Origin of the sequence: Frigoribacterium sp. CFBP9030, assembly GCF_034045195.1 — a bacterium.
Classification (GTDB): domain Bacteria; phylum Actinomycetota; class Actinomycetes; order Actinomycetales; family Microbacteriaceae; genus Frigoribacterium.
This window is the reverse complement of the sequence record NZ_JAXCWG010000013.1, coordinates 1-24,783: the sequence shown is the minus strand read 5'-3', so window position 1 is coordinate 24,783 and position 24,783 is coordinate 1. Positions and strand designations below refer to the sequence as shown.

General features: G+C 70.8%; 25 protein-coding genes and 1 pseudogene. 20 read left to right on the top strand and 6 right to left on the bottom strand.

The features are described 5' to 3' along the window. Position 1: 1 nt before the first annotated feature. The 10 genes from SOM13_RS12880 (at position 2) to rbfA (ending at position 11,096) form a co-directional block, all read left to right on the top strand. The gene (locus SOM13_RS12880) at positions 2-889 is read left to right on the top strand and encodes a DUF58 domain-containing protein (RefSeq protein WP_243215116.1); all 888 of its coding nucleotides are present in this window, start codon (positions 2-4) and stop codon (positions 887-889) included. Continuing rightward, on the top strand, positions 876-1,358 hold the full coding sequence (locus SOM13_RS12875; RefSeq protein WP_320478321.1) for a hypothetical protein: 483 nt from the start codon (positions 876-878) through the stop codon (positions 1,356-1,358). The genes SOM13_RS12880 and SOM13_RS12875 overlap by 14 nt, the downstream gene beginning before the upstream one ends. Further along, entirely contained in the window at positions 1,349-2,350 is a 1,002-nt protein-coding gene (locus tag SOM13_RS12870) for a vWA domain-containing protein (protein ID WP_320479943.1), read from the top strand. Before SOM13_RS12875 ends, SOM13_RS12870 begins: the two co-directional genes overlap by 10 nt. Then, entirely contained in the window at positions 2,347-3,411 is a 1,065-nt protein-coding gene (locus SOM13_RS12865; RefSeq protein ID WP_320479942.1) for a VWA domain-containing protein, read from the top strand. The genes SOM13_RS12870 and SOM13_RS12865 overlap by 4 nt, the downstream gene beginning before the upstream one ends. Continuing rightward, positions 3,408-4,232 carry a hypothetical protein gene (locus tag SOM13_RS12860; RefSeq protein ID WP_320479941.1) on the top strand — a complete coding sequence of 275 codons (825 nt, stop codon included), beginning with the start codon at positions 3,408-3,410 and terminating at the stop codon, positions 4,230-4,232. The genes SOM13_RS12865 and SOM13_RS12860 overlap by 4 nt, the downstream gene beginning before the upstream one ends. A gap of 44 nt (positions 4,233-4,276) precedes the next feature. Further along, positions 4,277-6,040, top strand: a complete 1,764-nt coding sequence (locus tag SOM13_RS12855) for a proline--tRNA ligase (RefSeq protein WP_320479940.1) — start codon at positions 4,277-4,279, stop codon at positions 6,038-6,040. Between the two features lie 156 nt (positions 6,041-6,196). Beyond that, positions 6,197-7,186, top strand: coding sequence for a transcription termination factor NusA (gene nusA, locus SOM13_RS12850; protein ID WP_192058055.1), 990 nt, complete (start codon positions 6,197-6,199; stop codon positions 7,184-7,186). A gap of 110 nt (positions 7,187-7,296) precedes the next feature. Further along, complete coding sequence (locus SOM13_RS12845) at positions 7,297-7,599, top strand: YlxR family protein (RefSeq protein ID WP_320479939.1); 303 nt, start codon at positions 7,297-7,299, stop codon at positions 7,597-7,599. Positions 7,600-7,674: 75 nt separating this feature from the next. Continuing rightward, positions 7,675-10,476, top strand: coding sequence for a translation initiation factor IF-2 (gene infB / locus SOM13_RS12840; protein ID WP_192058051.1), 2,802 nt, complete (start codon positions 7,675-7,677; stop codon positions 10,474-10,476). Between the two features lie 101 nt (positions 10,477-10,577). Continuing rightward, on the top strand, positions 10,578-11,096 hold the full coding sequence (rbfA, locus tag SOM13_RS12835) for a 30S ribosome-binding factor RbfA (RefSeq protein WP_192058048.1): 519 nt from the start codon (positions 10,578-10,580) through the stop codon (positions 11,094-11,096). On the opposite strand, the gene SOM13_RS12830 is transcribed toward rbfA, so the two are convergent. Beyond that, positions 11,093-11,962, bottom strand: coding sequence for an A/G-specific adenine glycosylase (locus tag SOM13_RS12830; protein ID WP_243215193.1), 870 nt, complete (start codon positions 11,960-11,962; stop codon positions 11,093-11,095). The genes rbfA and SOM13_RS12830 overlap by 4 nt on opposite strands. A 71-nt stretch (positions 11,963-12,033) precedes the next feature. Here SOM13_RS12830 and SOM13_RS12825 point away from each other — a divergent pair, with 71 nt between their 5' ends. From SOM13_RS12825 to SOM13_RS12785, 9 genes are all read left to right on the top strand, one after another. After that, complete coding sequence (locus SOM13_RS12825) at positions 12,034-12,594, top strand: hypothetical protein (RefSeq protein WP_192058043.1); 561 nt, start codon at positions 12,034-12,036, stop codon at positions 12,592-12,594. Between the two features lie 43 nt (positions 12,595-12,637). Then, positions 12,638-13,540 (top strand): tRNA pseudouridine(55) synthase TruB, encoded by a 903-nt coding sequence (truB, locus tag SOM13_RS12820; RefSeq protein WP_243215204.1) that lies wholly within the window; start codon positions 12,638-12,640, stop codon positions 13,538-13,540. Beyond that, the gene (locus SOM13_RS12815; protein ID WP_192058041.1) at positions 13,537-13,905 is read left to right on the top strand and encodes a hypothetical protein; all 369 of its coding nucleotides are present in this window, start codon (positions 13,537-13,539) and stop codon (positions 13,903-13,905) included. Before truB ends, SOM13_RS12815 begins: the two co-directional genes overlap by 4 nt. A gap of 58 nt (positions 13,906-13,963) precedes the next feature. Then, complete coding sequence (locus SOM13_RS12810; RefSeq protein ID WP_192058039.1) at positions 13,964-14,377, top strand: hypothetical protein; 414 nt, start codon at positions 13,964-13,966, stop codon at positions 14,375-14,377. Beyond that, the gene (locus SOM13_RS12805; protein ID WP_320478327.1) at positions 14,377-15,321 is read left to right on the top strand and encodes a bifunctional riboflavin kinase/FAD synthetase; all 945 of its coding nucleotides are present in this window, start codon (positions 14,377-14,379) and stop codon (positions 15,319-15,321) included. The genes SOM13_RS12810 and SOM13_RS12805 overlap by 1 nt, the downstream gene beginning before the upstream one ends. Before the next feature lie 109 nt (positions 15,322-15,430). Further along, positions 15,431-17,098, top strand: a complete 1,668-nt coding sequence (locus SOM13_RS12800; RefSeq protein WP_414655467.1) for an SDR family oxidoreductase — start codon at positions 15,431-15,433, stop codon at positions 17,096-17,098. 78 nt (positions 17,099-17,176) lie between these two features. Next, the gene (locus tag SOM13_RS12795) at positions 17,177-17,761 is read left to right on the top strand and encodes a GDSL-type esterase/lipase family protein (RefSeq protein WP_192058033.1); all 585 of its coding nucleotides are present in this window, start codon (positions 17,177-17,179) and stop codon (positions 17,759-17,761) included. Positions 17,762-17,835: 74 nt separating this feature from the next. After that, positions 17,836-18,201 carry a DUF6804 family protein gene (locus SOM13_RS12790; RefSeq protein WP_243215195.1) on the top strand — a complete coding sequence of 122 codons (366 nt, stop codon included), beginning with the start codon at positions 17,836-17,838 and terminating at the stop codon, positions 18,199-18,201. A gap of 115 nt (positions 18,202-18,316) precedes the next feature. Beyond that, positions 18,317-19,948 (top strand): stealth conserved region 3 domain-containing protein, encoded by a 1,632-nt coding sequence (locus tag SOM13_RS12785; RefSeq protein WP_320479938.1) that lies wholly within the window; start codon positions 18,317-18,319, stop codon positions 19,946-19,948. A gap of 105 nt (positions 19,949-20,053) precedes the next feature. On the opposite strand, the gene SOM13_RS12780 is transcribed toward SOM13_RS12785, so the two are convergent. Then, positions 20,054-20,530: an NUDIX hydrolase gene (locus tag SOM13_RS12780; RefSeq protein WP_243215196.1), complete on the bottom strand. Its 477-nt coding sequence runs from the start codon at positions 20,528-20,530 to the stop codon at positions 20,054-20,056. Between the two features lie 38 nt (positions 20,531-20,568). On the opposite strand from SOM13_RS12780, the gene SOM13_RS12775 reads away from it, so the two are divergent. Then, the gene (locus SOM13_RS12775; RefSeq protein ID WP_320479937.1) at positions 20,569-21,393 is read left to right on the top strand and encodes an oxygenase MpaB family protein; all 825 of its coding nucleotides are present in this window, start codon (positions 20,569-20,571) and stop codon (positions 21,391-21,393) included. A 483-nt stretch (positions 21,394-21,876) separates the two neighbouring features. On the opposite strand, the gene SOM13_RS12770 is transcribed toward SOM13_RS12775, so the two are convergent. From SOM13_RS12770 to SOM13_RS12755, 4 genes and pseudogenes are all read right to left on the bottom strand, one after another. Further along, positions 21,877-22,860: a phosphodiesterase gene (locus tag SOM13_RS12770; protein ID WP_192058024.1), complete on the bottom strand. Its 984-nt coding sequence runs from the start codon at positions 22,858-22,860 to the stop codon at positions 21,877-21,879. Positions 22,861-23,086: 226 nt separating this feature from the next. Beyond that, positions 23,087-24,262: an alcohol dehydrogenase catalytic domain-containing protein gene (locus tag SOM13_RS12765; protein ID WP_320478330.1), complete on the bottom strand. Its 1,176-nt coding sequence runs from the start codon at positions 24,260-24,262 to the stop codon at positions 23,087-23,089. A 131-nt stretch (positions 24,263-24,393) separates the two neighbouring features. Next, a complete protein-coding gene (gene rpmA / locus SOM13_RS12760; protein ID WP_192058019.1) occupies positions 24,394-24,654 on the bottom strand; it encodes a 50S ribosomal protein L27 in 261 nt (86 codons plus the stop codon). A 29-nt stretch (positions 24,655-24,683) separates the two neighbouring features. Next, a pseudogene (locus SOM13_RS12755) lies at positions 24,684-24,783 on the bottom strand (50S ribosomal protein L21); the annotation flags it as partial.

Sequence of the window (24,783 nt, the reverse complement as noted above, 5' to 3'; positions counted from 1 at the left end):
CGTGCCCAGCCTGCTGCTCCGGGTGCGGACCACCATGTCCCTCCGCGCGCACCGTCGATCGCTCGATCTGCTCGAGGGCGGGTACGCGTCGATCCATCACGGTCGCAGCCACGACTTCGACGATCTCCGCGCCTACGTGGCCGGCGACGACGTCAAAGACATCGACTGGAAGGCCACGGCGCGGCACGGCGAGCCGCTGGTCAAGCGGTACATCGCGAGTCGCCGGCAGCATCTCGTGCTCGTCGTCGACACCGGGCGCAACATGGCGGCGACCGCGGCCGGCGGCGAGACGAAGCGCGACATCGCCGTCATGGCGGCCGGCGCCCTCGGCTACATCGCCGCCTCGCACGGCGACACGGTCTCGCTCGTCGCCGGCGACGAGTCGGGCACCCGCGCCTTCCCGTCGGGCGGCACGGAGGCGCACCTCGAGATGCTGCTGAGGCAGATCGACCGGCGCGTGTCGCTCGACTCGGCGCGCAGCGATCTCGTCGGGGTGCTCGACTGGGTCGCGCGTGGCATCCGCCGGAGGTCGATGCTGCTGGTCGTCACCGACGACGTCCCCCTCGACGACCGGCTCTCCCGGCTGCTCCGACGTCTCCGGGCGCAGCATGAGATCGTCTGGCTGACGGTCGGCGACGCCGACCTGATGACCCGGGGCGGTCGCGCGTCCGAGGTGTTCGACGTCCACGAGATGGCCGGTCTCCCGGCCTACCTCCGCGAGAACCGCGAGCTGCGGGTCGAGTTCGACCGTGCCGACGAGACCCTGCACGACGAGACCGAGCGCGGGCTCCGCGCGCTCGGCATCAGCAGCGAACGCGTCGGGAGCCGTGCCGAGGTCGTCGCGGCCCTGTTCACCCTGATCGAGAAGCACCGCCGTGCTCGACGATAACGGCTTCTTCGGCCCGTACCAGTACCAGGGCTGGCTGCTCTACGCCATCGTGGGCGTGCTGCTGCTGGCACTGATCGCCGGCTGGTACGTGTTCGTCGTGCGCTTCTCGGCCCGGCGGCTCCCTCCGGAGGCACGGCTCGCCCTCCGGGGTCGGCCCGCGGTCGATCTCCCGTCGCTGCGAGCCCGCTACCTCGGGTTGATCGACGACGTGGCGATGGCATCCGAGCGGGGTCAGCTCGACGAACGGGCCGTCCATTCGCGGTTGAGTCTGCTGCTCCGGTTCTTCGTGCACGAGACCGACGGCGTCGACACGCACGTGATGACCCTGGCCGACCTCCGCGAGACGGAGCTGCCACGGCTGACCGGCGCCGTCGAGCAGTTCTACCCGCCGGCCTTCCAGCGCCTGCACCCGGGGGACCCGGCCCGGGCCCTCGAGACCGCCCGAGAGGTCGTGCGGACATGGGGCTGATCTTCTGGTGGATGCCGCCGGTGCTGCTGGTCGTCGTGGCGGTCGCGGCCGTCCTGGTGGTCCGCCGTCGGCGCGGCGACCGCGATCGGCTGCGGCGCCTCGGCACACCCGTGGCGCACGGCGAACGCCTCACGCGCCTCCCCGTCTACCGCCGTCTCGTCGCCCGCTACCGGCTGGTGCTGATCGCGACCCTGGTGGCCCTCGTCGGGCTCGGCGGGATCGCGGCGCTGCTCGCGTCGCGCGTCTCCAGCGTCGACGTCGTCGAGCCCCCGTCGTTCAAGCGGGACATCGTGCTCTGCCTCGACGTCTCGGGGTCGATGACCGAGGTCGACTCGCAGATCGTCGAGACCTTCGGTCGGCTGGCGGAGGGGCTCGACGGCGAGCGGATCGGACTCTCGCTGTTCGACAGCTCGTCGGTGACGGCGTTCCCGCTGACCGACGACTACGACTTCGTCCGCACCCAGCTCGAGCTCTACCGCCAGTCGTTCGACACCGTCGGAGAAGAGGGCAAGCGGTACTGGTCGGGCACCGACCTCGGCGAGGGGGCCAGTCTGATCGGCGACGGTCTGGCTTCGTGCGTGCTCGGCTTCGACGACGACGGCGAGAGCACCAGACCCCGCTCGGTCATCCTCGCGACCGACAACTACGTCAACGGCGGGGCGCTCGTCACCCTGCCCGAGGCCGGCGAGCTCGCGACCGACCGCGACGTCCGCGTCTACGCCCTCAACCCGGCCGACTACTCGACCGACGCCGTCGCCGATCAGGTCGCGACCGAGCTGAAGACGACCGTCGAGGCGACCGACGGCGCCTACTACGCCCTCGACGACGACACGAGCGTCGCGAGCATCGTCGAGCAGATCGACGCGCGCGAGGCCGGCCTGTTCACCGGCGCCCGGCGCCTCGTGGTCACCGACGACCCCGTCGGTCTCGCGATCGCCGGTCTCGTGGCGGCGCTGGCCGCCCTGGTGCTCCTCTGGCGGGTGCGGCTGTGACGTCGATCGTCTTCGACCCCGTGCTGCCGACGTGGCTGCTGGCCGTCGCCGGGGTCCTCCTCGGCGGGTTCGCGGTCTGGCGTCTCGCGGCCGAGCGGCGCGGTCGTCGGCTCGCAGCCGCCTGGGCGCGCCGCCTGGCCGTCGTCGGTCTGCTCGTGGTGATCGCGGCGCGGCCGGGGCTGCCCGGCGGGTCGGCGCAGGCGTCGTCCGCCGACCTCAACGTCTTCTTCGTCGTCGACACCACGTCGAGCATCGCCGCCGAAGACTGGGGCGACGGCGAGCCGAGACTCGACGGCGTGCGCGCCGACGTGACGGCCATCGCCGAGCAGCTGGCCGGCGCCCGGTTCTCGCTCATCTCGTTCGACAGCACCGCCGTGCTGCGGACCCCGCTCACGGACGACGCGGCGGCCGTCGTGACGGCCGTCGAGGTCATGAACCGCGAGATCACGTACTACTCGACCGGCAGCTCGATCAGCGAGGCGAACGACCTCCTGGCCGAGCGTCTGGCCGAGGCACGCGAGACCGACCCCGGACGCGCCAACGTGGTCTACTACCTGGGCGACGGCGAGCAGACCGCCGACGCCGAACCCGAGTCGTTCGACGAGGCCGCCGGCGACGTCGACGGCGGAGCGGTCTTCGGCTACGGCACCGACGAGGGCGGGCGGATGAAGGTCTTCGACGGCTACGGCGACGACTACTCGGCCGACGAGTACATCGTCGACGGCACGCGGGCCGGGTCTCCCGACGCGGTGTCCCGCATCGACGAGGAGGCGCTGGGCGCCATCGCGACGCAGCTCGGCGTCCCGTACGTGCACCGTGACGCCGCCACCCCGGTCGACTCCGCCGTGGCCGACGCGCGCGACGGGCGGGTCACCTCGACCGACGCCCGCGCCGAGAACGTCACCGAGCTGTACTGGATCGCCGCGGTGCCCCTCTTCCTGCTGGTGCTCGTCGACATCGCGCTCGTGCTGCGCGCGCTCGGCGAGATCCGCGGGGGGCGGCGGGACGAGCCGACCCGCGCCTCCCCGGCTCCGGTCCCGTCGACGAGGTCGAGATCATGACGGCCCTGCTCGGGCCGCCGCCCGTCGACGACCACGGCCCCTCGACGCTCGACGACGCCGGGATCACCGCCTACCGACGGAGACTCCGACGACGACTGCTCGGCTGGTCGCTGCCTGTGGTGCTCGTGGTCCTGCTCGTCGCGCTGAAGCTGCTCAGCATGCCCGTCTTCGCGGGGCTGACGCAGTGGGCCTACGACGACCGCGCCTACGAGCGCAGCACGACGCTGAGCGAGCCGCTCGGCGTCGCGAACCTCGTCGAGCCCTGGGTGCACCACTTCGACCGGGGCACCGGCTACGCGCAGATCGGCGTGCTCGACGTCGCCCGGCGCGAGTTCGGCACCGCGCTCGAGCTGGCACCCGACGACCCGACCATCTCGTGCGTCATCCGCACCGACCTCGTGCTCACCATCGAGGCGCAGGGCGACGCGGCGCTGCTCGAACTCCGGTACGACGACGCCGAGGCGCTGTTCCTCGAAGGGGCGAAGGCCATCGACGAGGCTCCCGAGGGCTGCTTCCAGCCCCCAGAGCAGCAGGGAGCGCCCGACACGTCCGAACCGCTCGAGGAGGCCGACGGCCGTCTCGGCGAGAAGGAGCAGGAGGCGCAGCGCGAGCAGCAGGGCGGCGACCCGCAGCAGGGCGACGAGGGGGAGCCCGAGGGCGGCGACGCCGACGAGGGGGACGGAGGCGGCAGCGGGTCCGCCGACCCCCTCGACCGCTTGCGCGAGCAGGGCGAGCAGAGCCAGCGCGACCAGCAGCAGGAGAACGACCGTCAGCGGTACTACGAGCAGAACCCGGGGGAGTACGACGGGCGACCCTGGTGAGCCCCGACCGTCGCCGCCGCCGGGTGCGCCCCTAAACTGGAGCGGTGTCCACACGCCTCTCCCAGCTCTTCGTCCGCACCCTCCGTGAAGATCCCTCCGATGCCGAGGTGACGAGCCACCGGCTCCTCGTCCGCGCCGGCTACATCCGACGCCAGGCCCCGGGCGTGTTCGCCTGGCTGCCGCTCGGTCTCCGGGTCAAGGCCAAGATAGAGGCCGTCATCCGCGACGAGATGACCGCCGCCGGCGCTCAGGAGGTGCACTTCCCCGCTCTGCTGCCGCGCGAGCCCTATGAGGTCACCGGCCGCTGGGTCGAGTACGGCGATGCGCTGTTCCGCCTGAAAGACCGCAAGGGGGGCGACTACCTGCTCGCGCCGACGCATGAAGAGGCCTTCACGCTGCTGGTCAAAGACCTCTACTCGTCGTACAAAGACCTGCCCCTGACGCTCTTCCAGATCCAGGACAAGTACCGCGACGAGGCCCGTCCGCGGGCCGGTCTGCTGCGCGGTCGCGAGTTCACCATGAAGGACGCCTACTCGTTCGACGTGTCCGACGCCGGTCTCGACGCCAGCTACCAGGCCCAGCGCGACGCCTACGAGCGCATCTTCACGCGACTCGGTCTCGAGTACGTGATCGTCAAGGCCGACGCCGGCGCGATGGGGGGCTCGCGCAGCGAGGAGTTCCTGCACCCGACCGCCGTCGGCGAAGACACCTTCGTGCGCTCGGCAGGCGGGTACGCGGCCAACGTCGAGGCCTTCACGACCGTCGTGCCCGAGTCGATCGCGCTCGAGGGTCTGCCCGAGGCGCTCGAGCTCGAGCCCGCCGACACCCCGACCATCGCGTCGCTCGTCGACCAGCTCAACGAGAGCCACCCCCGGGCCGACGGTCGCGAGTGGACGGCGGGCGACACGCTCAAGAACGTCGTCGTGGCGCTCAGCCACCTCGACGGCTCGCGCGAGCTCGTCGTGGTCGGGCTGCCCGGCGACCGCGACGTCGACATGAAGCGACTCGAGGTGGCGTTCGCACCGGCCGAGGTCGACGCGGCCGGCGACGCCGACTTCGCGAAGAACCCCGTGCTCGTCAAGGGCTACATCGGCCCGCAGGTGCTCGGACTCGAGTCCGACTCGGGCATCCGCTACGTCGTCGACCCCCGTGTCGTCGACGGCTCCGCCTGGGTCACCGGGGCGAACCGCCAGGGCGTGCACGTCTCCGGTCTGGTCGCCGGTCGCGACTTCACCCCGGACGCCGTCATCGAGGCCGCCCAGGTGCGCGAGGGCGACCCCGCCCCCGACGGCTCCGGTCCCATCGAGACGGCGCGCGGCATGGAGATCGGCCACGTCTTCCAGCTGGGTCGCAAGTACGCCGAGGCGCTGGGGCTCAAGGTGCTCGACGAGAACGGCAAGCAGGCCACGGTGACGATGGGCTCGTACGGCATCGGCGTGACCCGCATCCTGGCCGTCATCGCCGAGTCGAACAACGACGAGAAGGGGCTCGTCTGGCCCGCGAACGTGGCGCCCTTCGACGTCCACGTCGTCGCGACCGGCAAGGACCCGGTCGTGTTCGAGGTCGCCGAGAAGCTCACTGCCGATCTCGAGGCGCATCGACTCGACGTCCTCTACGACGACCGCCCCAAGGTCTCGCCCGGGGTCAAGTTCGGCGACGCCGAGCTGCTGGGCGTCCCGCAGATCGTCGTCGTCGGACGCTCCGCCGGCGAGGGGATCGTCGAGCTCTGGGATCGCCGCACCGGTGAGCGGACCCCCGTGCCCGTGGCCGAGGCGGTCGCGACCCTCTCGGCTCCCCGCACCGTCTGAGCGGCGGTCGACCCGCGCCTCCTCGGCTCCGAGCCCAGGAGGCGCGGGTCGACCGGGCCGGCCGTCCCGCGGTCGCCCCTCACTCGGGTACCGTAGGGGGATGCTGTGTGCGCCACCGCGCGTGCAGCCTGCAGATCTGAATAGTGGAGGCCCTCAGTGGACATCGACCTGAGTGTGCTGCGCCTCATGGAGCGCGAGCGTGAAATTCCCTTCGACGAGCTCGTGGGCATCATCGAGCAGGCCATCCTCACGGCCTACCTGAAGCACACGGACCAGCCCGAGAGCCGCGTTCCGGCTGCTCGCGTCGAACTAGACCGGAAGACCGGCCACGTGTCCGTCTTCGCCATCGAGCGCGACGAGGAGGGCGAGGTCGTCGGCGAGTCCGTCGACAGCCCGAGCGACTTCGGTCGCATCGCCGCGTTCGCCGCCAAGCAGGTGATCAACCAGCGTCTCCGCGACATCGGCGACGACAAGGTGCTCGGCCAGTTCAAGGGCCGTGAGGGCGACATCGTCGCCGGCGTCATCCAGCAGGGGCCCAACCCGCGCATGGTGCACGTCGACCTCGGCACCATCGAGGCGATCCTGCCGCCCGAAGAGCAGGTGCCGGGCGAGAAGTACGTGCACGGGTCGCGCATCCGCGTCTACGTGACGGGTGTGAGCAAGGGCACGAAGGGGCCGCAGATCACGGTCTCGCGCACGCACCCGTCGCTCGTCCGCAAGCTGTTCTCGCTCGAGGTGCCGGAGATCGCGAGCGGCGTCGTCGAGATCGTGTCGCTGGCGCGCGAGGCCGGTCACCGCACCAAGATCGCCGTGCGCGCCACCGAGGCCGGCGTCAACGCCAAGGGCGCCTGCATCGGCGAGATGGGCGCGCGCGTCCGTGCCGTGCAGACCGAGCTGAACGACGAGAAGATCGACATCGTCGACTACTCGAGCGACCTGCCCGTCTTCGTGGCCAGCGCCCTGTCGCCGGCCAAGGTGTCGTCGGCGTTCGTCATCGACAAGGCGACGAAGGCCGTCCGCGCGCTCGTGCCCGACTACCAGCTCTCGCTCGCCATCGGCAAGGAGGGCCAGAACGCCCGCCTCGCCGCGAAGCTGACGGGCGCGCGGATCGACATCCAGCCCGACAGCATCCTCGAAGACGACTGAGCGGATGGCGATCCGGTCACACGGATGAGCCGTCCAGCCCGACAGCATCCTCGCCGACGACTGAATCGCCGAGACCGGGCGTCTCGTATCCGACGACCCGAGGGGGTAAGGTGGAACCCGTCAGAACGTGCATCGGTACTCGAGCGCGCGCTCCGCGATCCTCACTCGTGAGGGTCGTCGCCCGAAACGGACGCCTCGTGGTCGACCCGACCGCGTCGCTCCCCGGGCGGGGTGCGTGGTTGACGCCGTCGATCGACGCGTTCGAGTCGGCAGCGAAGCGCAGGGCCTTCCGCCGTGCGCTCCGCCTCGACTCCGAACCCGACATCGACGAGCTCCGCGCCTATTTCACGCGGATCACCGCTGCACGACCAGTAGCCACGACAGAACAGGCTGAACGGCACATGGACAACTAATGAGCGGCTCGAAATGAGACCCGTCCAGAACTGAAGGCTCTTCCCGTCTCGGGAGGAGCCCGAGACAGGAGAACTGTGGCTAAACCACGCGTACACGAGATCGCCAGCGAGCTGGGGATCGACAGCAAGACCGCACTAGAGAAGCTCAAGGAGATGGGCGAGTTCGTCAAGGGCCCGTCGTCCAGCGTCGAGCCCCCCGTGGCTCGCAAGCTGCGTCAGGCGTTCGCCGGCGCCGCCAAGCCCGCCGCCACGCCGGCTGCATCCTCGGCCGCACCCGCTGCACCGGCGGCCCCCAAGGCTCCGGCCTCGTCGGCACCCAAGCCCGGCGGTCCCCGCCCCGCTGCCCCCAAGCCCCCGGTGGCCGAGCCCGAACCGGCTGCCGCCCCGGTCGCCGAGCCCGACGTCGAGGCTGCTCCGGCGCCCGTCGCCCCGCTGACCGTCGCCGAGCGCCAGGCTCAGGCCGAGGCGCAGCGCGCCGCAGCCGCTGCGGCGAAAGACGACACGGCCGCACCCGCCGCCGACACCGCCACGCCCGGTGCCGCCGGCCCCAAGCCCGGCGGACCGCGCCCGGGCGCACCCCGTCCCGGCAACAACCCGTTCGCGAGCAACCAGGGCATGGGTCGGCCGAGCGCCCCCCGTCCCGCAGGCTCCGGTGCGGCCAGCAGCATGCCGCGTCCCGGTGGCGCAGCGGGCCCGCGCCCGATGGCTCCGCGTCCCGGCGCCCCTCGTCCCGGTGCACCCCGCCCCGGCGTCGGTGCCAGCCCCCGTCCCAACGGCTTCGGCCAGCGTCCCGCCGGTGCGGGTGCCCGTCCCGGCGGTGCCGGTGGCGGGTTCCAGCGTCCCGGTGGCGGCGCTCCCGGCGCTGCAGGCGGATTCCGCCCCGGCTTCGGCCCGCCCCGTCCCGCCGGTGGCGGCGGCGGTCGCGGTCGTGGTCCCGGTGGCGGCACGGCCGGTGCCTTCGGTCGCGGTGGCGGCAAGAGCAAGGCCCGCAAGTCGAAGCGGACGAAGAGGGCCGAGTTCGAGATGCGCTCGGCTCCGTCGCTGGGTGGCGTCAGCGTCCCCCGTGGCGACGGCAGCACGATCGTCCGTCTCCGTCGCGGCGCCTCGATCAGCGACTTCGCCGACAAGATCGACGCGAGCCCCGGCAACCTGGTGACCGTCCTCTTCCACCTCGGTGAGATGGCGACGGCGACCGAGTCCCTCGACGAGGCGACCTTCCAGGTCCTCGGCGAAGAGCTCGGCTACAACATCCAGGTCGTCTCGCCCGAGGACGAAGACAAGGAGCTCCTCGAGGGCTTCGACATCGACCTCGAGCAGGAGCTCGAGGACGAGGACGAGTCCGTCCTGCAGATCCGTCCTCCCGTCGTCACGGTCATGGGTCACGTCGACCACGGTAAGACGCGACTCCTCGACGCGATCCGCAACGCGAACGTGGTCGCCGGCGAAGCCGGTGGCATCACTCAGCACATCGGCGCGTACCAGGTCTGGGCACCGCACGAGGGCGTCGAGCGCGCCATCACCTTCATCGACACACCCGGTCACGAGGCGTTCACCGCCATGCGTGCCCGTGGTGCGCAGGTCACCGATATCGCGATCCTCGTGGTCGCGGCCGACGACGGCATCATGCCGCAGACGGTCGAGGCGCTGAACCACGCCCAGGCGGCCAACGTGCCGATCGTGGTCGCGGTCAACAAGATCGACAAAGAGGGTGCGAACCCGGCCAAGGTGCGTCAGCAGCTCACCGAATACGGCCTCGTCGCCGAGGAGTACGGCGGAGACGTCATGTTCGTCGATGTGTCGGCGCGCGACAACAAGAACATCGACGCGCTGCTCGAGGCCGTCCTCCTCACGGCGGACGCCGGTCTCGACCTGCGGGCGAACCCCGACAAGGACGCCCGTGGTGTCGCGATCGAGGCCCGTCTCGACAAGGGACGCGGTGCCGTCGCGACGGTGCTCATCCAGTCGGGCACGCTGCGCGTCGGAGACGCCATCGTCGCCGGCACGGCCTACGGCCGCGTCCGAGCGATGATGGACGAGAACGGCGAGGCCGTCCTCGAGGCCTACCCCAGCCGCCCCGTGCTGGTGCAGGGTCTGTCGAGCGTCCCGCGAGCCGGCGACACCTTCCTCGTCACCGAGGAGGACCGCACGGCCCGCCAGATCGCCGAGAAGCGCGAAGCCGTCGAGCGCAACGCCTCGCTGGCCAAGGCCCGCAAGCGCATCTCGCTGGAGGACTTCACCCGCGCACTCGAAGAGGGCAAGGTCGAAGCGCTCAACATCATCATCAAGGGCGACGTGTCGGGTGCCGTCGAGGCGCTCGAGGAGTCGTTGCTCAAGATCGAGGTGGACGACAGCGTGCAGCTGCGCATCATCCACCGCGGTGTGGGTGCGGTCACCGAGAGCGACGTCAACCTGGCGACCGTCGACAACGCGGTCATCATCGGGTTCAACGTGCGACCCGACACGAAGGCTCGCGAGCGCGCTGCTCGCGAGGGTGTCGACGTCCGCTTCTACTCGGTCATCTACGCGGCGCTCGAAGACATCGAGAACTCGCTCAAGGGCATGCTCAAGCCCGAGTTCGAAGAGAAGCAGTCCGGTGTCGCCGAGATCCGCGAGATCTTCCGCTCGTCGAAGGTCGGCAACATCGCCGGTGTCATCGTCCGCTCCGGAACGATCACCAGGAACGCCCGGGCCCGGGTCATCCGCGAGGGCGTCGTCGTCGGCGACAACCTGGCGATCGACTCGCTCCGTCGCTTCAAGGACGACGTCACCGAGGTCCGTACGGACTTCGAGGCCGGTATCGGTCTCGGCAAGTTCAACGACATCCAGATCGGCGACGAGATCGAGACCATCGAGATGGTCGAGAAGCCGCGGGTCTGACCCCCGGCGTCATCGCAGCACACGAGGCCCCGCTCCGACTACGGTCGGGGCGGGGCCTCACCCCTCTCGCCACGACGGCGAACAGCACGAAGGAGCTCACAATGGTCGACGCGCAACGCGCCCGCAAGATGGCCGACCGCATCCAGGAGATCGTCGCCCGACGTCTCGAACGCGGCATCAGAGACCCCCGCCTCGGATTCGTCACGATCACCGACGTCAAGGTGACCGGCGACCTGCAGCACGCCTCGATCTTCTACACGGTCTATGGCACCGACGAAGAACGTCGCGACACCGGTGCCGCACTCAAGTCGGCGACCGGCATGCTCCGCAGCGAGGTCGGCAAGAACATCACGGCTCGGCTGACACCGAGCCTCGAGTTCATCCTCGACGCCCTGCCCGAGAACGCGGCCTCGATCGACCGTCTCCTGCAGGAGGCGCGACAGCGTGATCACGAGAGCCAGACGATGGCCTCGTCCGCGGAGTTCGCCGGTGACGCCGACCCGTACGTGAAGCCCCGCGATCTCGACGACGACGAGGACGACATCGACGCGGACGACGAGGAGGCGGCCGTCACGCCGACCTCGGGCGACCCCGACGAGTCCGACGCCCCGAACCGCTAGTCGGCGAGGACGTAGCCCTCGTCGGACGACCCCGTGGCGAGTCCGTCACGGATCAACCCGGCGAGGGCGCGTTCGCGTTGCGCCGCGTCCGCCCAGACGGCGTCGAGCTCCGTCTGCGACACGGGTACGTCGCTGGCGCGCAGCTCGGCCATGATGAGGCCCCGGACCTGACGGTCCGAGCCCTCGAACCTCGCCTGGCCCCGGAGGCGCGGGCCGACATGCTCCGGACGTCCGGCCAGCACCCACGCGCACCGGTCGATCAGGGGGCACACGTCGCACCGGGGCGAGCGCGCCGTGCAGACCAGCGCACCCAGCTCCATGACTCCTGCGCTGACGACCCGCGCCTCCTCGGTGTCCTCGGGCAGCTGCGCCTCCATGAGGGGGAGGTCGCGACCGGCCTTCGGGGCCCACGGTTCGGCGAGTCCCTCGACGGCACGGGCGAGGACCCTCCTGACGTTCGTGTCGACCACCGGATGGCGGTGTCCGAAGGCGAACACGGCGACGGCACGCGCCGTGTAGTCGCCGACTCCCGGCAGCGCGAGCAGGGACGGGACGTCTTCGGGGACGACGCCGTCGTGGCGCTCCACGATGGCGACGGCTGCGGCGTGGAGGGCCAGCGCCCGGCGGGGGTAGCCGAGTCGATCCCACGCGCGGACCGCCTCCGACGCGGGCGACGCGGCGAGATCGCGAGGCGTCGGCCAGCGCTCGAGCCACAGCTCGAGGCGAGGCACGACCCGGGCCACGGGCGTCTGCTGCAGCATGATCTCGCTGACGAGAGTGCCCCAGGCGGTGAATCCGGGGCGGCGCCACGGAAGATCGCGACCTTCGACTCGGAACCACGCGGCGACGGCGGGGGAGATGCTCACCGGACGAGCCTACGTGCGTCGGCGCACGGCGGTCCCCGCTCGTTGTCGGAGGTGCGGCGTAGCGTGGACGCATGACGACCAGATGGGCTCCGGCCAAGAAAGACACCCTCCGCGAGCTCGCGGCCGAGATCGTGCACAACTACGGCCGCGGCCGGGTCGTCGTCGCCGTCGACGGCGACACCGCCGGTGCCCCGGGGGTGGGCCCCTTCGCCGACGACCTCGCCGAGGCGATCCGCGAGTCCGGTCAGACGGCCTTCCGCGCCTCCCTCCGGGCCTTCTCCCGACGACCGGCGTCGGCGCCGCGCGACGCCGAACCCGAGCTCGACGAGAGCGTCCTGCGTCGAGTGCTCGTCGAGCCGTTCCTCCTCGGTGGCAGCACGGGCTGGGTCGAGGCGGCCTTCGACGCCGAGGCGGATCGCGCGCTCGAGCCCACCTGGGTGACGGGTCCGGCCGACGCCGTCCTGGTGGTCGACGGCACCGACATGAGCCGCCCCGGGTTGTCGGGCATCTGGCACTACCGGGTGTGGGTGTCGGTGGGCGACGCACGCACGGCGGGTCGTGCCACGGCCTCCGCCGTCGTCGGCAACGACGATCCGGAGCATCCGCGTCGACGATTCGACGACGCATGCTGAGCACGGTGCGGCACGGGGCCGCCTCGACCTGCGATAACGTCGTCTGGTGAACAGCGGCATCCTCCTCGTCGACAAGCCGCAGGGCATCACCAGCCACGACGTCGTCGCCCGGGTACGACGCGCAGCGGGAACCCGCAAGGTGGGCCACGCCGGCACACTCGACCCCCTGGCCACCGGTCTGCTCGTCGTCGGTCTCAATTCGTCGACCCGGCTCCTGACGTTCCTCGTCGGTCTCGACAAGGGCTACGACGCGACCATCCGCCTCGGCGTCTCGACCACCACCGACGACAGCGAGGGCGACGTGATCGGCCGTGCCTCCGCCGCGTCGGTCACCGATGCCGCGATCGACGAGGGCGTCGCAGCCCTCACGGGTCCGATCAGCCAGGTGCCGACCACGGTCAGCGCCATCAAGGTCGACGGTCGCCGCGCCTACGACCTCGCCCGCGAGGGCGTCGAGGTCGAGCTGAAGGCTCGCGACGTGATGATCTCCGAGTTCACCGTCCTCGACCGGCGAGAGACCGTGGTCGACGGTCTGATCGTCCGCGACCTCGACGTGCGGGTGTCGTGCTCGTCGGGGACGTACGTCCGGGCGCTGGCCCGAGATCTCGGCGCGGCACTCGGCGTCGGCGGGCATCTGACGGCGTTGCGCCGGACTCGCGTGGGGCCGTTCGACGTGACCCGCGCCTCCGTCCTCGAGGGCATCGACGTCGCACCCGCCCTGCTCGCGCCGGCGGACGTCGCCGAGACGCTGTTCCCGGTGTGGCGCATGACCGCCGACGAGGCGACCGACCTGGGCCACGGCAAGCGCGTGGCCCTCGCACTCGACGACGCCGACGGGCCGATCGCGGCCCTCACGCCTCACGGCGCTCTCGCCGGGCTCGTCTCGGTGAGCGGCGGGCGTGCGAGACCCATCGTCAACTTCCCGAGCGACGAGGTCGTCCTGTGATCGAGTGGTTCACCTGGGTGCAGGTCGTCGTGGCCTGCGTGGCGGGCATCGTCTGCCTCGTCGCGGGCTTCTCGGGGCGTCTGCCGAACGACATCACCGTCGGGGCGACCGCGCTCGTCCTGGTGCTGCTCCTCGTGCAGCTGGTGGTGGCGATCGTCGCTCCCTTCGCCGGCAACGATCCGACCGGCAACGTGGTCGAGTTCTACATCTATCTGATCTCCGCCATCCTGCTGCCGCCGTTGGCCGTCGTGTGGGCGCTGGTCGACCGTTCCCGCTGGAGCAACGTCGTCCTGGCCGCCGCGGTCTTCGCCGTCGCGGTCATGGTCTACCGGATGCTCCAGATCTGGACGGTGCAGACGGCATGATCTCCCTCCACCCTCCCCGGTCGTCGAACGGCGACCCCGAGTCATATCCTTGGTCGTGATGGACACTCAGAAGTCAACGCGCGCGGTCGGTGTCGGCCGTGTGCTGATCGTCGTCTACGCCGTGCTCGCCCTAGCAGCGACCGGGCGTTCGGTCTTCCAGATCCTCGAGCAGTTCTCCGAGGCCCCGCTCGCCTACACGCTGAGCGCCCTCGCGGCCGTCGTCTACATCGTCGCCACCGTGTCGCTGATCACCCGCGGCCGGACCTCGTACGCGGTCGCGTGGGCCACGATCGCCTTCGAGCTCGCCGGCGTGCTGATCGTCGGCCTGCTGACCACCCTCGACCCCGAGCTCTTCCCCGACGACACCGTCTGGTCGTTCTTCGGTCGCGGGTACGGCTTCATCCCGCTCGTCCTCCCCGTGCTGGGCATGATCTGGCTGGCTCGCACGAGACCCCGCGGCGGCTCCCGCTGATGGAGTTCTACGGATCGGCGGCCGACGTCCCCGAGGGGTTCGGACCGAGCGCGGTGACCATCGGCAAGTTCGACGGCGTGCACGTGGGTCATCGAGCGGTCATCGACCTGCTCGAGGAGGTCGCGGCCGCCGAGGGGCTGACGGCCACCGTCGTGACCTTCGACCGCCACCCCCTCGCCGTCCTCCAGCCCGACCGGGTCCCGACGGCTCTGGTCAGCAACCGCCAGAAACGCGAGCTGCTCGACGCGGCCGGGGTGGCGGCGACCCTGATGCTGCCGTTCGACGACGAGCTCAGGGCGCTCACGCCGACCGAGTTCGTCGACCGGATCCTCGTGGGCGCCCTGCACGCCCGGGTGGTCTTCGTCGGCGACGACTTCCGGTTCGGCGTCCGGGGGAGCGGCTCCGTCGCGACGCTCCGTGAGCTGGCCGGGTCGCGGGGCTTCAGGGTCGTGTCGATCGACGACGTGCGTCCTGCGGGCGGGCGCCGCGCCTCCTCGACCTGGATCCGCGAGCTGCTCGACTCGGGGCGCGTGCGCGAGGCCGGTCATCTGCTCGGGCGCGAGCCGGCAGTCCGCGGCGTCGTCGTGCACGGCGAGCAGCGCGGCCGCGAGCTGGGGTTCCCGACGGCGAATCTCGCACCGTTCAGCGAGGGGTTCGTCCCCGCCGACGGGGTCTACGCCGCCCGGGTCGTGATCGACGGGGTCACCTACCCCGCGGCCGTGTCGGTCGGCAACAACCCCACCTTCGACGGCGTCCCCGCCAAGCAGGTCGAGGCGCACCTGCTCGACGTGACCCTCGACCTCTACGGTCGAGAGGCGACGGTCCACTTCGTCGACTGGGTGCGCGGCAACGTCCGGTTCGACGGACTCGACGCCCTCATCGAGCACATCGCCGCCGACGTGAGACGGACGCGCGAGATCCTCGGGGTCCCCGCCCCGGCCTGATCGGCGGTGGCGCGTGTGCGCGCCACGCCGGCGTCGGATCGGCTCCGTCGGCCGCGACGCCCGCGTCAGCTCAGCCGGTCGCGTCGGCCCGATCGTCCGAAGCCGGTCGATGCTCGCTGTCGGGGGTGCGGCGTACGGTGGGGCCGTGCCAGAGAATCGAGCCCCCGACGTCCCCCCGTCCGACGACCCGACCGACGTGGACGGCGCCGTGGCGCGACGACGCGTGCTGGTCACCGGGGCGACGGGCTACATCGGCGGTCGCCTCGCGCCGCGACTCGTCGAGGCCGGGGCGGACGTCCGCGTCCTCGTCCGCTCTCCCGAGAAGCTGGTCGACGTCCCCTGGGCCCGACATGTCGAGATCCTCCAGGGCGACCTCACCGACCCCGCCTCGGTCGCACCCGCGATGGCGGGCGTCGACGTCGTCTACTACCTCGCGCACGCCATGGGCGGCAAGGGCGACTTCGGGCAGGCCGAGTCGCAGGCCGCTCACACGGTCGCCGACGCGGCGGCGGCAGCCGGGGTGGGGCGCATCGTCTACCTCGGCGGTCTGCACCCCGACGGCGAGCTGTCGAAGCATCTCCAGTCGCGGAAGGACGTCGGCGACATCCTGCTCGCGAGCGGCGTTCCGACCGTCGCGCTCCAGGCCGGCGTCGTGATCGGGTCGGGCTCGGCCTCGTTCGAGATGATCCGCCACCTCACCGACGTGCTCCCGTACATGCCGGCGCCCAAATGGGTCCGCAACCGCATCCAGCCGATCGCGGTCCGCGACGTGCTGCATTATCTGCTCGGTGCGGCCGACGTGCCGTCCGACGTCAACCGGACCTTCGACATCGGCGGGCCGGACGTCCTGCGCTACGGCCAGATGATGAACGGCTACGCGCTCGAAGCGGGGCTGAAGCAGCGCCCCATCGCGTCGCTGCCCGTGTTCACGCCGTGGCTCGCCTCGCAGTGGGTCAACCTCGTCACCCCGGTGCCGCGTGCGCTGGCCGTGCCGATCATCGCATCCCTGCAGTACGACTGCGTCGTCCACGAGCGCGACATCGACCGCTACATCGCCCCGCCGTCGGCCGGTCTGCTGCGTTACCGGGTGGCCGTCCGCCTGGCCCTGCAGCGCGAGAAGGACGGCGACGTCGAGACGAGCTGGCAGGACAGCAGCGTCTCGGGGGCCCCGAGCGACCTGCTGCCGAGCGACCCCGACTGGTCGGGCCACACGGTCTACACCGACGATCGCGAGACCGAGACGTCGGCGCCGCCGGCCGAGCTGTGGCGCGTCGTCGAGAGCATCGGCGGCGAGAACGGCTGGTACTCGTTCCCGCTCGCGTGGGCCGCCCGGGGTTGGATGGACCGCCTCGTGGGCGGGGTGGGCCTCCGGCGCGGTCGTCGCAGCCAGACGACCCTCCGCGTCGGCGATGCGCTCGACTGGTGGCGGGTCGAGAAGCTCGAGCACGGCACGCTGCTGCGACTGCGCGCCGAGATGAAGGTCCCGGGAGGCGCGTGGCTCGACATGACCGTCACCCCCGTCGACGGGGGCGGTTCGCATTACCGCCAGCGTGCGGTGTTCTTCCCGCAGGGGCTGGGCGGGCGCCTGTACTGGTTCGCCATCCTGCCGTTCCACGGGGTGATCTTCTCGGGCATGCTCAAGCGCATCACCGCCACGGCCGAGAGGGACGCCGCCGAGCGGTCCGTGGCTCCTGCCGGGGCGACGACCTCGGCGACCGCTGCGTCGTCCGTCCCGGCATCGGCTGCGGGGCCGGCCGACGCGACCGGCGTCGCGTGAGTGCGCCGCGCCTCCTTGTCGCTTCCCAGCGGTTGCTGACACCATGGGCCGACAGTGCTTTGTACAGAGAGGTCGGACATGTCGAACGATGAGAAAGTGGTGTTCGTCGGAGACGACGTCACCCGGGCCGGAGACTGGGGCACCTGGTTCCCCGGAGACGACGTCGTGAACCTCGGTGTCGACGGCGACACCACGGCCACACTGGCCGAGAGGGTCGATCAGATCGTGGCGGCGCAACCCGACTCGGTGGTCCTCCTCATCGGCACGAACGACTTCACCGCCCGGCGGTCCGTCGAGCAGGTCGTGCGCGGGGTCGAGAGTCTGCTCGTGACCCTCCGGCGGGAGCTGCCGGGCAGTCGACTGCTGCTGCAGTCGATCCTGCCTCGCGGGGCCGAGCTCGCGCCGCGCATCCGCGACGCCAACCGGCACCTCCGTCAGTTCTCGTCCACGGTGAGGGCGCAGTACCTCGATCTCTGGCCGGCTCTCGCCGACGACGCGGGCGAAGCGATCAGGCCCGAATTCACGACCGAGAACGGGCGGCTGACCCCTGAGGGGTACGAGGCCTGGCTCGACGAGCTGCGACCGGGTCTCGAGCGTCTGCGCGACGAACCGCCGATGAGTCGGCCGCTCAGCGTGCTGAACATCCCGTACGACATCGACTGAGTTCCGGCACGGTGCGCCCGATAGGCTCGGTCGGTACGCCCGCAGGCCGTCTGCGGTCCATCGAGAGGTCTTCCGTGCCCACGCCCACCGCACCCGCATTCACCCGCCCCGCCTTGGCCCCCGGCCTGCTGGGGGCGTTGGCGCTCGTCGTCGGGGTCGTGCTGCTCGACTCGGGGCTGTTCATCGGCTTCCGCTACGTCGTGTCGATCCTGGCGTTGATCATGCTGGTCTTCGCCGTCCGCGGCCGTACCTGGTGGGCGACGCCCCTCCTCGCGGCCGTCGCCGTCATCTGGAACCCGGTCGTCGTGATCCCGATCACCGGTCAGCCCTGGGCGGCGCTGCAGTTCGTCGCCGCGGGGGTGTTCATCGCGGTCGGCGTCGTCGTCAAGGTGCCGACCGACGAGGCCGGCACGACCGGCCGGGCCGCCACGCGTCGCTGACGGCAGGCCCGCCCGCGGCCGTCCGCCGAGCGGAGTCCGCGCGCTACCGCTAAAATCAAATGTTCCCCCAGGGTGCAGCGGCCTACCCGAGGCCCGCACGGAAGGTTGAGTCTGAATGGTCACCGAGATCACCGGTACGACGGAGAGTCCGCTCCTGACCCCTCGTCCCCGATCCGGTGGTCTCGATCGCGACGACATCGTGCTCCGCAAGGGGCAGTTCACACTGCTGAACGGCCATCTGACGCCGCAGCAGTCGATGATCGAAGACCTGCTGTACCTCCGTCGGGTCCTCGACGAGGCAGACGTGCCCTACCTCCTCGTGCGGGGCAACGACATCCGTCCGGTGATCGCGATCGACATCGTGCACCGTGAGGCCTTCGTCACGGCGATGGTCGAGGCGTCCGCGACCGAGCCGTTCTACGCGAAGGCCGGCAAATCGCGGGCGGTGCTGGTCGTCGAGGGCGGTCTCGACGTCGAGGCCGAACGCATCTTCAAGATCTACCGGCCGAGGGTCGAGCCCATCGGCCGGCTGCGCTACGGTGCGGGCACGGCCGTGCAGGTCGAGTTCTGGATCGTCACGGACGACGAGATCCTCGCCCCGACCGAGAACGCCCTGATGCGCACCGCCCTCCCGCGCGACGAGGCCGTCGAGGGCACCGTCGAGCGCTTCGGGCTCGAGTGGCCCACCCTGGCGCACATGTTCGACGACCACGCGACGGACATCACGTTCGAGATCGACCTCATCTTCTCCTGGGTCGACGGGAACTCCGTCGAGTACCAGCGGGCCCGTGCGGCGCAGGCCAAGCGGCACGTCGTGGGCGAGGGAGACGACGCCCCGGCTCGGTTCCGCCAGATCGACGAGCTGAAGTACGCGCTCCGTTCGGTCTACATGTTCGCCCCCTGGGTACGCACGATCTACATCGCCACCGATTCGCCCGTCCCCGAGTGGCTCGGCGACCACCCGCGGGTGCGCGTCGTCCGCAGCGAGGAGTTCTTCTCCGACCTGTCGTACCTGCCGACCCACAACTCGCAGGCCGTCGAATCGCAGCTGCACCACATCGAGGGTCTCAGCGAGCACTTCCTGTACTCCAACGACGACATGTTCTTCGGTCGTCCGGTCGCGCCGTCGATGTTCTTCTCACCGGGGTCGGTGACGAAGTTCATCGAGGCCGACACCCGCATCGGCCTCGGGCTGAACAATCCCGAGCGCAGCGGCTTCGAGAACGCCGCCCGGGTCAATCGTCGTCTGCTCCAGCAGCGCTTCGGACGCGTCACCACCCGGCACCTCGAGCACACGGCCGCGCCCCTCCGACGCAGCGTGATGTACGAGCTCGAGCACGAGTTCGCGGACGACTTCGCGGCGACGGCCGCGAGTCCGTTCCGGGCGAAGGAGAACATCTCCGTCACCAACTCGCTGTACCACTACTACTCGCTGATGACCGGGCGGGCGATCGTCCAGGAGAACGCGCGCGTCAGCTACATCGACACGACGATGGTCTCGGGCCTCGCCTCGTTGTCCGACCTCCTCAAGAAGCGGTCCGACGACTTCTTCTGCCTCAACGACGGCAGTTTCCCCGAGGTCAGCGACGAAGAGCGGACCGCCACCGTGACGGACTTCCTCGAGCGGTACTACCCGTTCGCCGCCCCGTGGGAGCAGGCCGAGATGGATCGCGTCGCGCGCGAGAGCGCCGAACAGGATCGTCGTTCGCTGCGCGCAGGCGGGGTGCAGGGCAGCCTCGAGGGCTGAACCTCCCGGCGGGTCTGCTGGGTCTGCGGGGGTCTGCCGCGCCTCCTCGGCTCCCACGGGGGTCGCGGGTCGCTCGAGCGCCCTGCGCGTCTCGGGTGGCTCGGGTCAGGCGGGCGTCGTGCCGAAGCGCGCGGCGACCTCGTCGGACAGCGCGGCCTCGATGCGCCGGGTCATCTCGGTGCTCATCGGGGGAAGCGCCGTCGTCGAGAACCAGCGCGCCTCGGTGTTCTCGCCGTCGGCCGGGTGGGGTTCGCCCGCTCGGTGGCTCATGACGAACGTATGGTCGATGTACTGGGCTCGGTCGCCGTTGCCGTAGACGATCTCGTCGGTCACGCCGACGGCGGCCAGACGCTCGGGCACGGCCACGACGCCGGCCTCCTCGAGGGTCTCTCGGACGGCCGCGTCGGCGGGGTGCTCACCCGGATCGATGATGCCCGTGACCGGCGTCCAGGCGCCCGTGTCGGCACGACGGACGAGCAGGATGTCGTCGCCGCGGACGACGACCGCCGTCACCCCCGAGAGCCACAGCCGTTCGGTGCCGATCTTCTCTCGGAGGGACAGGACGAAATCGGGCGTCGACATGGGAGAACCCTACCGAGGGCGGCCTCTAGGCTGACCGCATGAGGCTGCCCTGGACACTGCGCGGAAGCGATGTGCGGACCATCGGCGACATGGCGGGGGAGTCCGTGCTGCTCGCCGGGGGCGGGCGGGCGATCCTGCTGCAGCTGGCCGACCCTGCCGTCGGGCATGGCGTGGCCGATCACAGCGACTTCGTCGACCGGCCCCTGTCGAGGCTGCACGGCACGATGACCTACCTGTACGCCGTCGTCTTCGGCTCGCCCGCGGAGCGCGCGCATGTGCGCCGTGAGGTCGGACGGGCGCATCGACCCGTCCACGCCGACGGCAGCCAGGGGGTCCGCTACGACGCCTTCGACCCGGCATCGCAGCTCTGGGTGGCGGCGACCCTCTACGACTCGGCCATGACGATCTTCGAGCAGGTGCACGGCCCCCTGACTCCCGAGGTCGCCGACTCGGTCTACCAGGAGTACGCCGTCGTGGGGACGGCCTTGCAGATGCCCCGCGAGCTCTGGCCCACCGACCGCGAGGCCTTCGCCCGGTACTGGGCTGGGGCGGTCGACGCACTCGTCGTCGACGACGTCACTCGCGGCGTGGCCCGTCAGCTGCTGCACCCCGTCAACGTGCCCTGGTGGCTCCGCGTGCTCATGCCGGTGGCGCGGTGCCTCACGCTGGGGTCGCTGCCCGAGTCCGTCCGGCTCCGGTTCGACCTGCCGTGGAGCGCCCGGTCCGCTCGCTGGTACGCGCGGGTCATGGGCGTCGCGGCGGTCGTCGTGCCGCATCTGCCGCCGCGACTGCGCCATGTGCTCCGCGACGGGTATCTGCGGCGGATGCGCGCCGCCATGGCGTCCGCGCCGCCCCGGGGCTGAGTTCCGAGATCTGGGGTCCCAGATCTGAGGCCCGAGATCTGAGGCCTGGAGACACCCGGGGGCCGCGCGCCGGGCCGCGCCTTGGGCCGCACTCCCGTACCGCCCGACGCCGCGCCCACCGTCGGCAACTCCTGGCTTCTGCACCGTTCGGCTGATGACCACCCCCGTTCAAGGGCGCGGTCGGGCGACACACGCGAGGATGAGGAGTTGCCGACGCGGGGCGCGTCCCGCCGCCTGCGCAGATCTCGTGTTCGGATTCAGCACGTGTGTGGTCGCGCGCTGTCGGTAACTCCCCACGCGTGCAGACGTTCGCGACCCGGCCCGCGCATCCTCGGGGCGGGCGACTCGCGGCGACGCACAGGTGAGGAGTTGCCGACGTGCACCGCGGCTGCTCGCGTTCTCGACCAGCACCGACCGGCACCGGCCGGCACCGGCACGAACCGAACCGACGCGACGAGGCTCCCCAGGCGCCCGGCACCGCCGCTACAGGGTGTCGATGGGCCCGGTGAGGGCGTAGTCCTGCCGAGCAGGCGCGGCGAGCGGCAGCGGCACGGGCGCGGTGTCGGTCGCCCGGTGGCGCGGTGCCGCCGGGGCGATGCGCACCCCGGCGAGGGCCAGGCGCTCGGCCACGACGTCGGCCGGGACGCGTTCGCCGACGGTCTCGTAGGTGCCGATCGGCACGACCGAGTGCACGACAGAGCCCTCGTACACGTGCACCAGGTTGAACGACTGGGCGCCGTCGCGTCCGCGGGTGCCGCCGCCCGCGGCGTTGAGATCCTGCGTGTAGCAAGTCGCCGAGGCCACGGAGACGGGGATCCCCGCGAAGACCGTGTTGGTCGAGTAGTGCAGGTGCCCGGCGATGATCGACCGCACGTCGCTGCCTTCGACGACCTCGGCCAACGACGCCTGGTCACGCAGCTCGACGAGGGCGGTGAGGTCTTGAACGCTCGGCACGGGCGGGTGGTGCATCGCGATGATGGTGCCGTCGGGGGCGTCGGTGCTGAGCTCCTCCGCCAGCCAGTCGAGCTGCTCGCCCGACAGCTCGCCGTAGTGGTGCCCGGGCACGGTCGTGTCGAGGGTGATGATCCGCAGACCGTTGACGTCGTAGACGAGGTCGACCGGTCGCTGCGACGGCAGCTGGCCGAAGAGCTGCTCCCGGAAGGCCCCGCGCTCGTCGTGGTTGCCCATCGCCCAGATGACCTGGGCGCCGAGGCGGTCGGCCATCGGCTGGACGAGCTCGCGCAGCTTCCGGTAGGCGTCCGGCTCGCCCTTGTCGGCGAGGTCGCCCGTGAAGACGATCGCCTCGGGGCTGTTTCCCGAGGCCTCGATCTCGGCGACGATCTGCCGGAGACGGGCCTCGCTGTCGACGGCCCCGTAGAGGTCGCCGTCACCGCCGACGAGATGCGTGTCGCTGAGGTGCAGGATGAAGTGGTTCGGCCTGGGGTGTTCGGCCGTCCGGAGATCCATGGTTCTCTCTTCGATGTCGCCGACGGGGGCTCGGGACGAGACCCTCGTTGTTGATTCGACACTAAGTCCATCACTGGATTGCTCCGAATGTCATGAACGCAGGTGCGCGTTTCGATGAACTGTCGGCTAACTCGTCGTATTCCCGTCGGCCGTCCACGCACGGACGGCACCTCACGACCCGAGGAGGCGCGGGTCGTGAGGTGCCGTCGATGTCAGGACCTGCAGGTCAGGGCTTCAGGACCACCTTGATGCAGCCGTCGTCCTTCTGCTTGAACAGCTCGTACATGGCGGGGGCCTCGGCGAGCGGCACGGGGTGCGTGACGAGGTCCATCGTGCCGAGCGGGTCGGCCGGGTCCTCGACGAGGGGCATCAGGGTGTCCATCCACCGCTGCACGTTGCACTGGCCCATCTTGAGGGTGATCTGCTTGTCGAACAGCGTGAGGAACGGCGTCGGGTCGGCGGTGCCGCCGTACACGCCGCTGAGCGACACGGTGCCGCCGCGGCGGACGATCTCGAACGCGAGGTGCATGGCGCCGAGGGCGTCGAGGCCGGCCTTCTGCAGGACGGCCTGGCCGACCTTGTCGGGGAGGACGGCGGCGAACTTCTGCACGGCGGTCACTCCGCCGTGGTCGTGGGCCTCCATACCGACGGCGTCGAGGACGGAGTCGGGTCCGCGGCCGTCGGTCATCCCCGACACGACGTCGGCGATGTCCTTCGTGAGGTCGAGCACCTCGACGCCGTGGCGCTCGGCCATGGCGCGGCGCTCGGGGACGGGGTCGATGCCGATCACGCGGTAGCCGCGGTGCACGCCGATGCGGGACGCGAACTGGCCGACCGGTCCGAGTCCGAGCACGACGAGCGTGCCGCCCTCGGGGACCTGCGCGTACTCGACGCCCTGCCACGCGGTGGGGAGGATGTCGCTGAGGAACAGGTACCGCTCGTCGGGCAGGTCGTGCCCGACCGTGACGAGGTTGGCGTCCGCGAGGGGGACTCGCAGCTGCTCGGCCTGCCCGCCGGGCACCTGGCCGTAGAGCTTGCTGAAGCCGTACAGGGTCGCGCCCGAGCCGTACTCGGTGACCTGGGTCGTCTCGCACTGCGAGAAGAGCCCGCGATCGCACATGAAGCAGTCGCCGCAGGCGATGACGAACGGGACGACGACGCGGTCGCCGACCTTGACGCGTCCGACGGCGGATCCGACCTGGGTGACGACACCCATGGTCTCGTGTCCGAGGACGTCGCCCTTGTCGAGGTACGAGTCGAAGACGTCGTAGAGGTGCAGGTCGCTGCCGCAGATGGCGGCGGACGTCACCTTGATGACGGCGTCGGTGGGGTCGATGATGCGGGGGTCGGGGACGTCCTCGACCGAGACTTTGGTGACCGACTGGTAGGTGAGTGCTCTCATCGTCCCCGTCTACGCGCCGCGGCACACAGCGACCTGGCAGAGGGGTACAGGATCGTCCTCCATCGTGCCGGGATGCGGAACGGGGCGACCGGACCGAAGTCCGATCGCCCCGAGGCGCGTGCTGCCGAGACCTACGCGGTGACGGCGGCGACGATGTTGACGACCTTGCGGCCGCCCTTGTTGCCGAACTCGACGGAGCCGGGTGCGAGGGCGAAGAGGGTGTCGTCACCGCCGCGGCCGACGTTGGCGCCGGGGTGGAAGTGGGTGCCGCGCTGGCGGACGATGATCTCGCCGGCGAGGACGACCTGGCCGCCGAAGCGCTTCACGCCGAGGCGCTGGGCGTTCGAGTCGCGGCCGTTACGGGTGGACGATGCGCCCTTTTTGTGTGCCATGTGCTGTCAGCTCCTGATCTTCTACAGTGCTACTTGGTCGTGATCGAGGTGATCTTGACGCGGGTGAGGTCGGCACGGAAGCCCATGCGACGCTTGTACCCGGTCTTGTTCTTGTAGTTCTGGATGACG

Excerpts from the sequence above, each read along its gene's own strand:
- SOM13_RS12870 (WP_320479943.1), top strand. The coding sequence starts at position 1,349 with ATGGGGCTGATCTTCTGGTGGATGCCGCCGGTGCTGCTGGTCGTCGTG.
- SOM13_RS12860 (WP_320479941.1), top strand. The coding sequence starts at position 3,408 with ATGACGGCCCTGCTCGGGCCGCCGCCCGTCGACGACCACGGCCCCTCG.
- rbfA (WP_192058048.1), top strand. The coding sequence starts at position 10,578 with ATGGTCGACGCGCAACGCGCCCGCAAGATGGCCGACCGCATCCAGGAG.
- SOM13_RS12825 (WP_192058043.1), top strand. The coding sequence starts at position 12,034 with ATGACGACCAGATGGGCTCCGGCCAAGAAAGACACCCTCCGCGAGCTC.
- SOM13_RS12810 (WP_192058039.1), top strand. The coding sequence starts at position 13,964 with ATGGACACTCAGAAGTCAACGCGCGCGGTCGGTGTCGGCCGTGTGCTG.
- SOM13_RS12805 (WP_320478327.1), top strand. The coding sequence starts at position 14,377 with ATGGAGTTCTACGGATCGGCGGCCGACGTCCCCGAGGGGTTCGGACCG.
- SOM13_RS12800 (WP_414655467.1), top strand. The coding sequence starts at position 15,431 with ATGCTCGCTGTCGGGGGTGCGGCGTACGGTGGGGCCGTGCCAGAGAAT.
- SOM13_RS12795 (WP_192058033.1), top strand. The coding sequence starts at position 17,177 with ATGTCGAACGATGAGAAAGTGGTGTTCGTCGGAGACGACGTCACCCGG.
- SOM13_RS12785 (WP_320479938.1), top strand. The coding sequence starts at position 18,317 with ATGGTCACCGAGATCACCGGTACGACGGAGAGTCCGCTCCTGACCCCT.
- SOM13_RS12780 (WP_243215196.1), bottom strand. The coding sequence starts at position 20,530 with ATGTCGACGCCCGATTTCGTCCTGTCCCTCCGAGAGAAGATCGGCACC.
- SOM13_RS12775 (WP_320479937.1), top strand. The coding sequence starts at position 20,569 with ATGAGGCTGCCCTGGACACTGCGCGGAAGCGATGTGCGGACCATCGGC.
- SOM13_RS12770 (WP_192058024.1), bottom strand. The coding sequence starts at position 22,860 with ATGGATCTCCGGACGGCCGAACACCCCAGGCCGAACCACTTCATCCTG.
- SOM13_RS12765 (WP_320478330.1), bottom strand. The coding sequence starts at position 24,262 with ATGAGAGCACTCACCTACCAGTCGGTCACCAAAGTCTCGGTCGAGGAC.
- rpmA (WP_192058019.1), bottom strand. The coding sequence starts at position 24,654 with ATGGCACACAAAAAGGGCGCATCGTCCACCCGTAACGGCCGCGACTCG.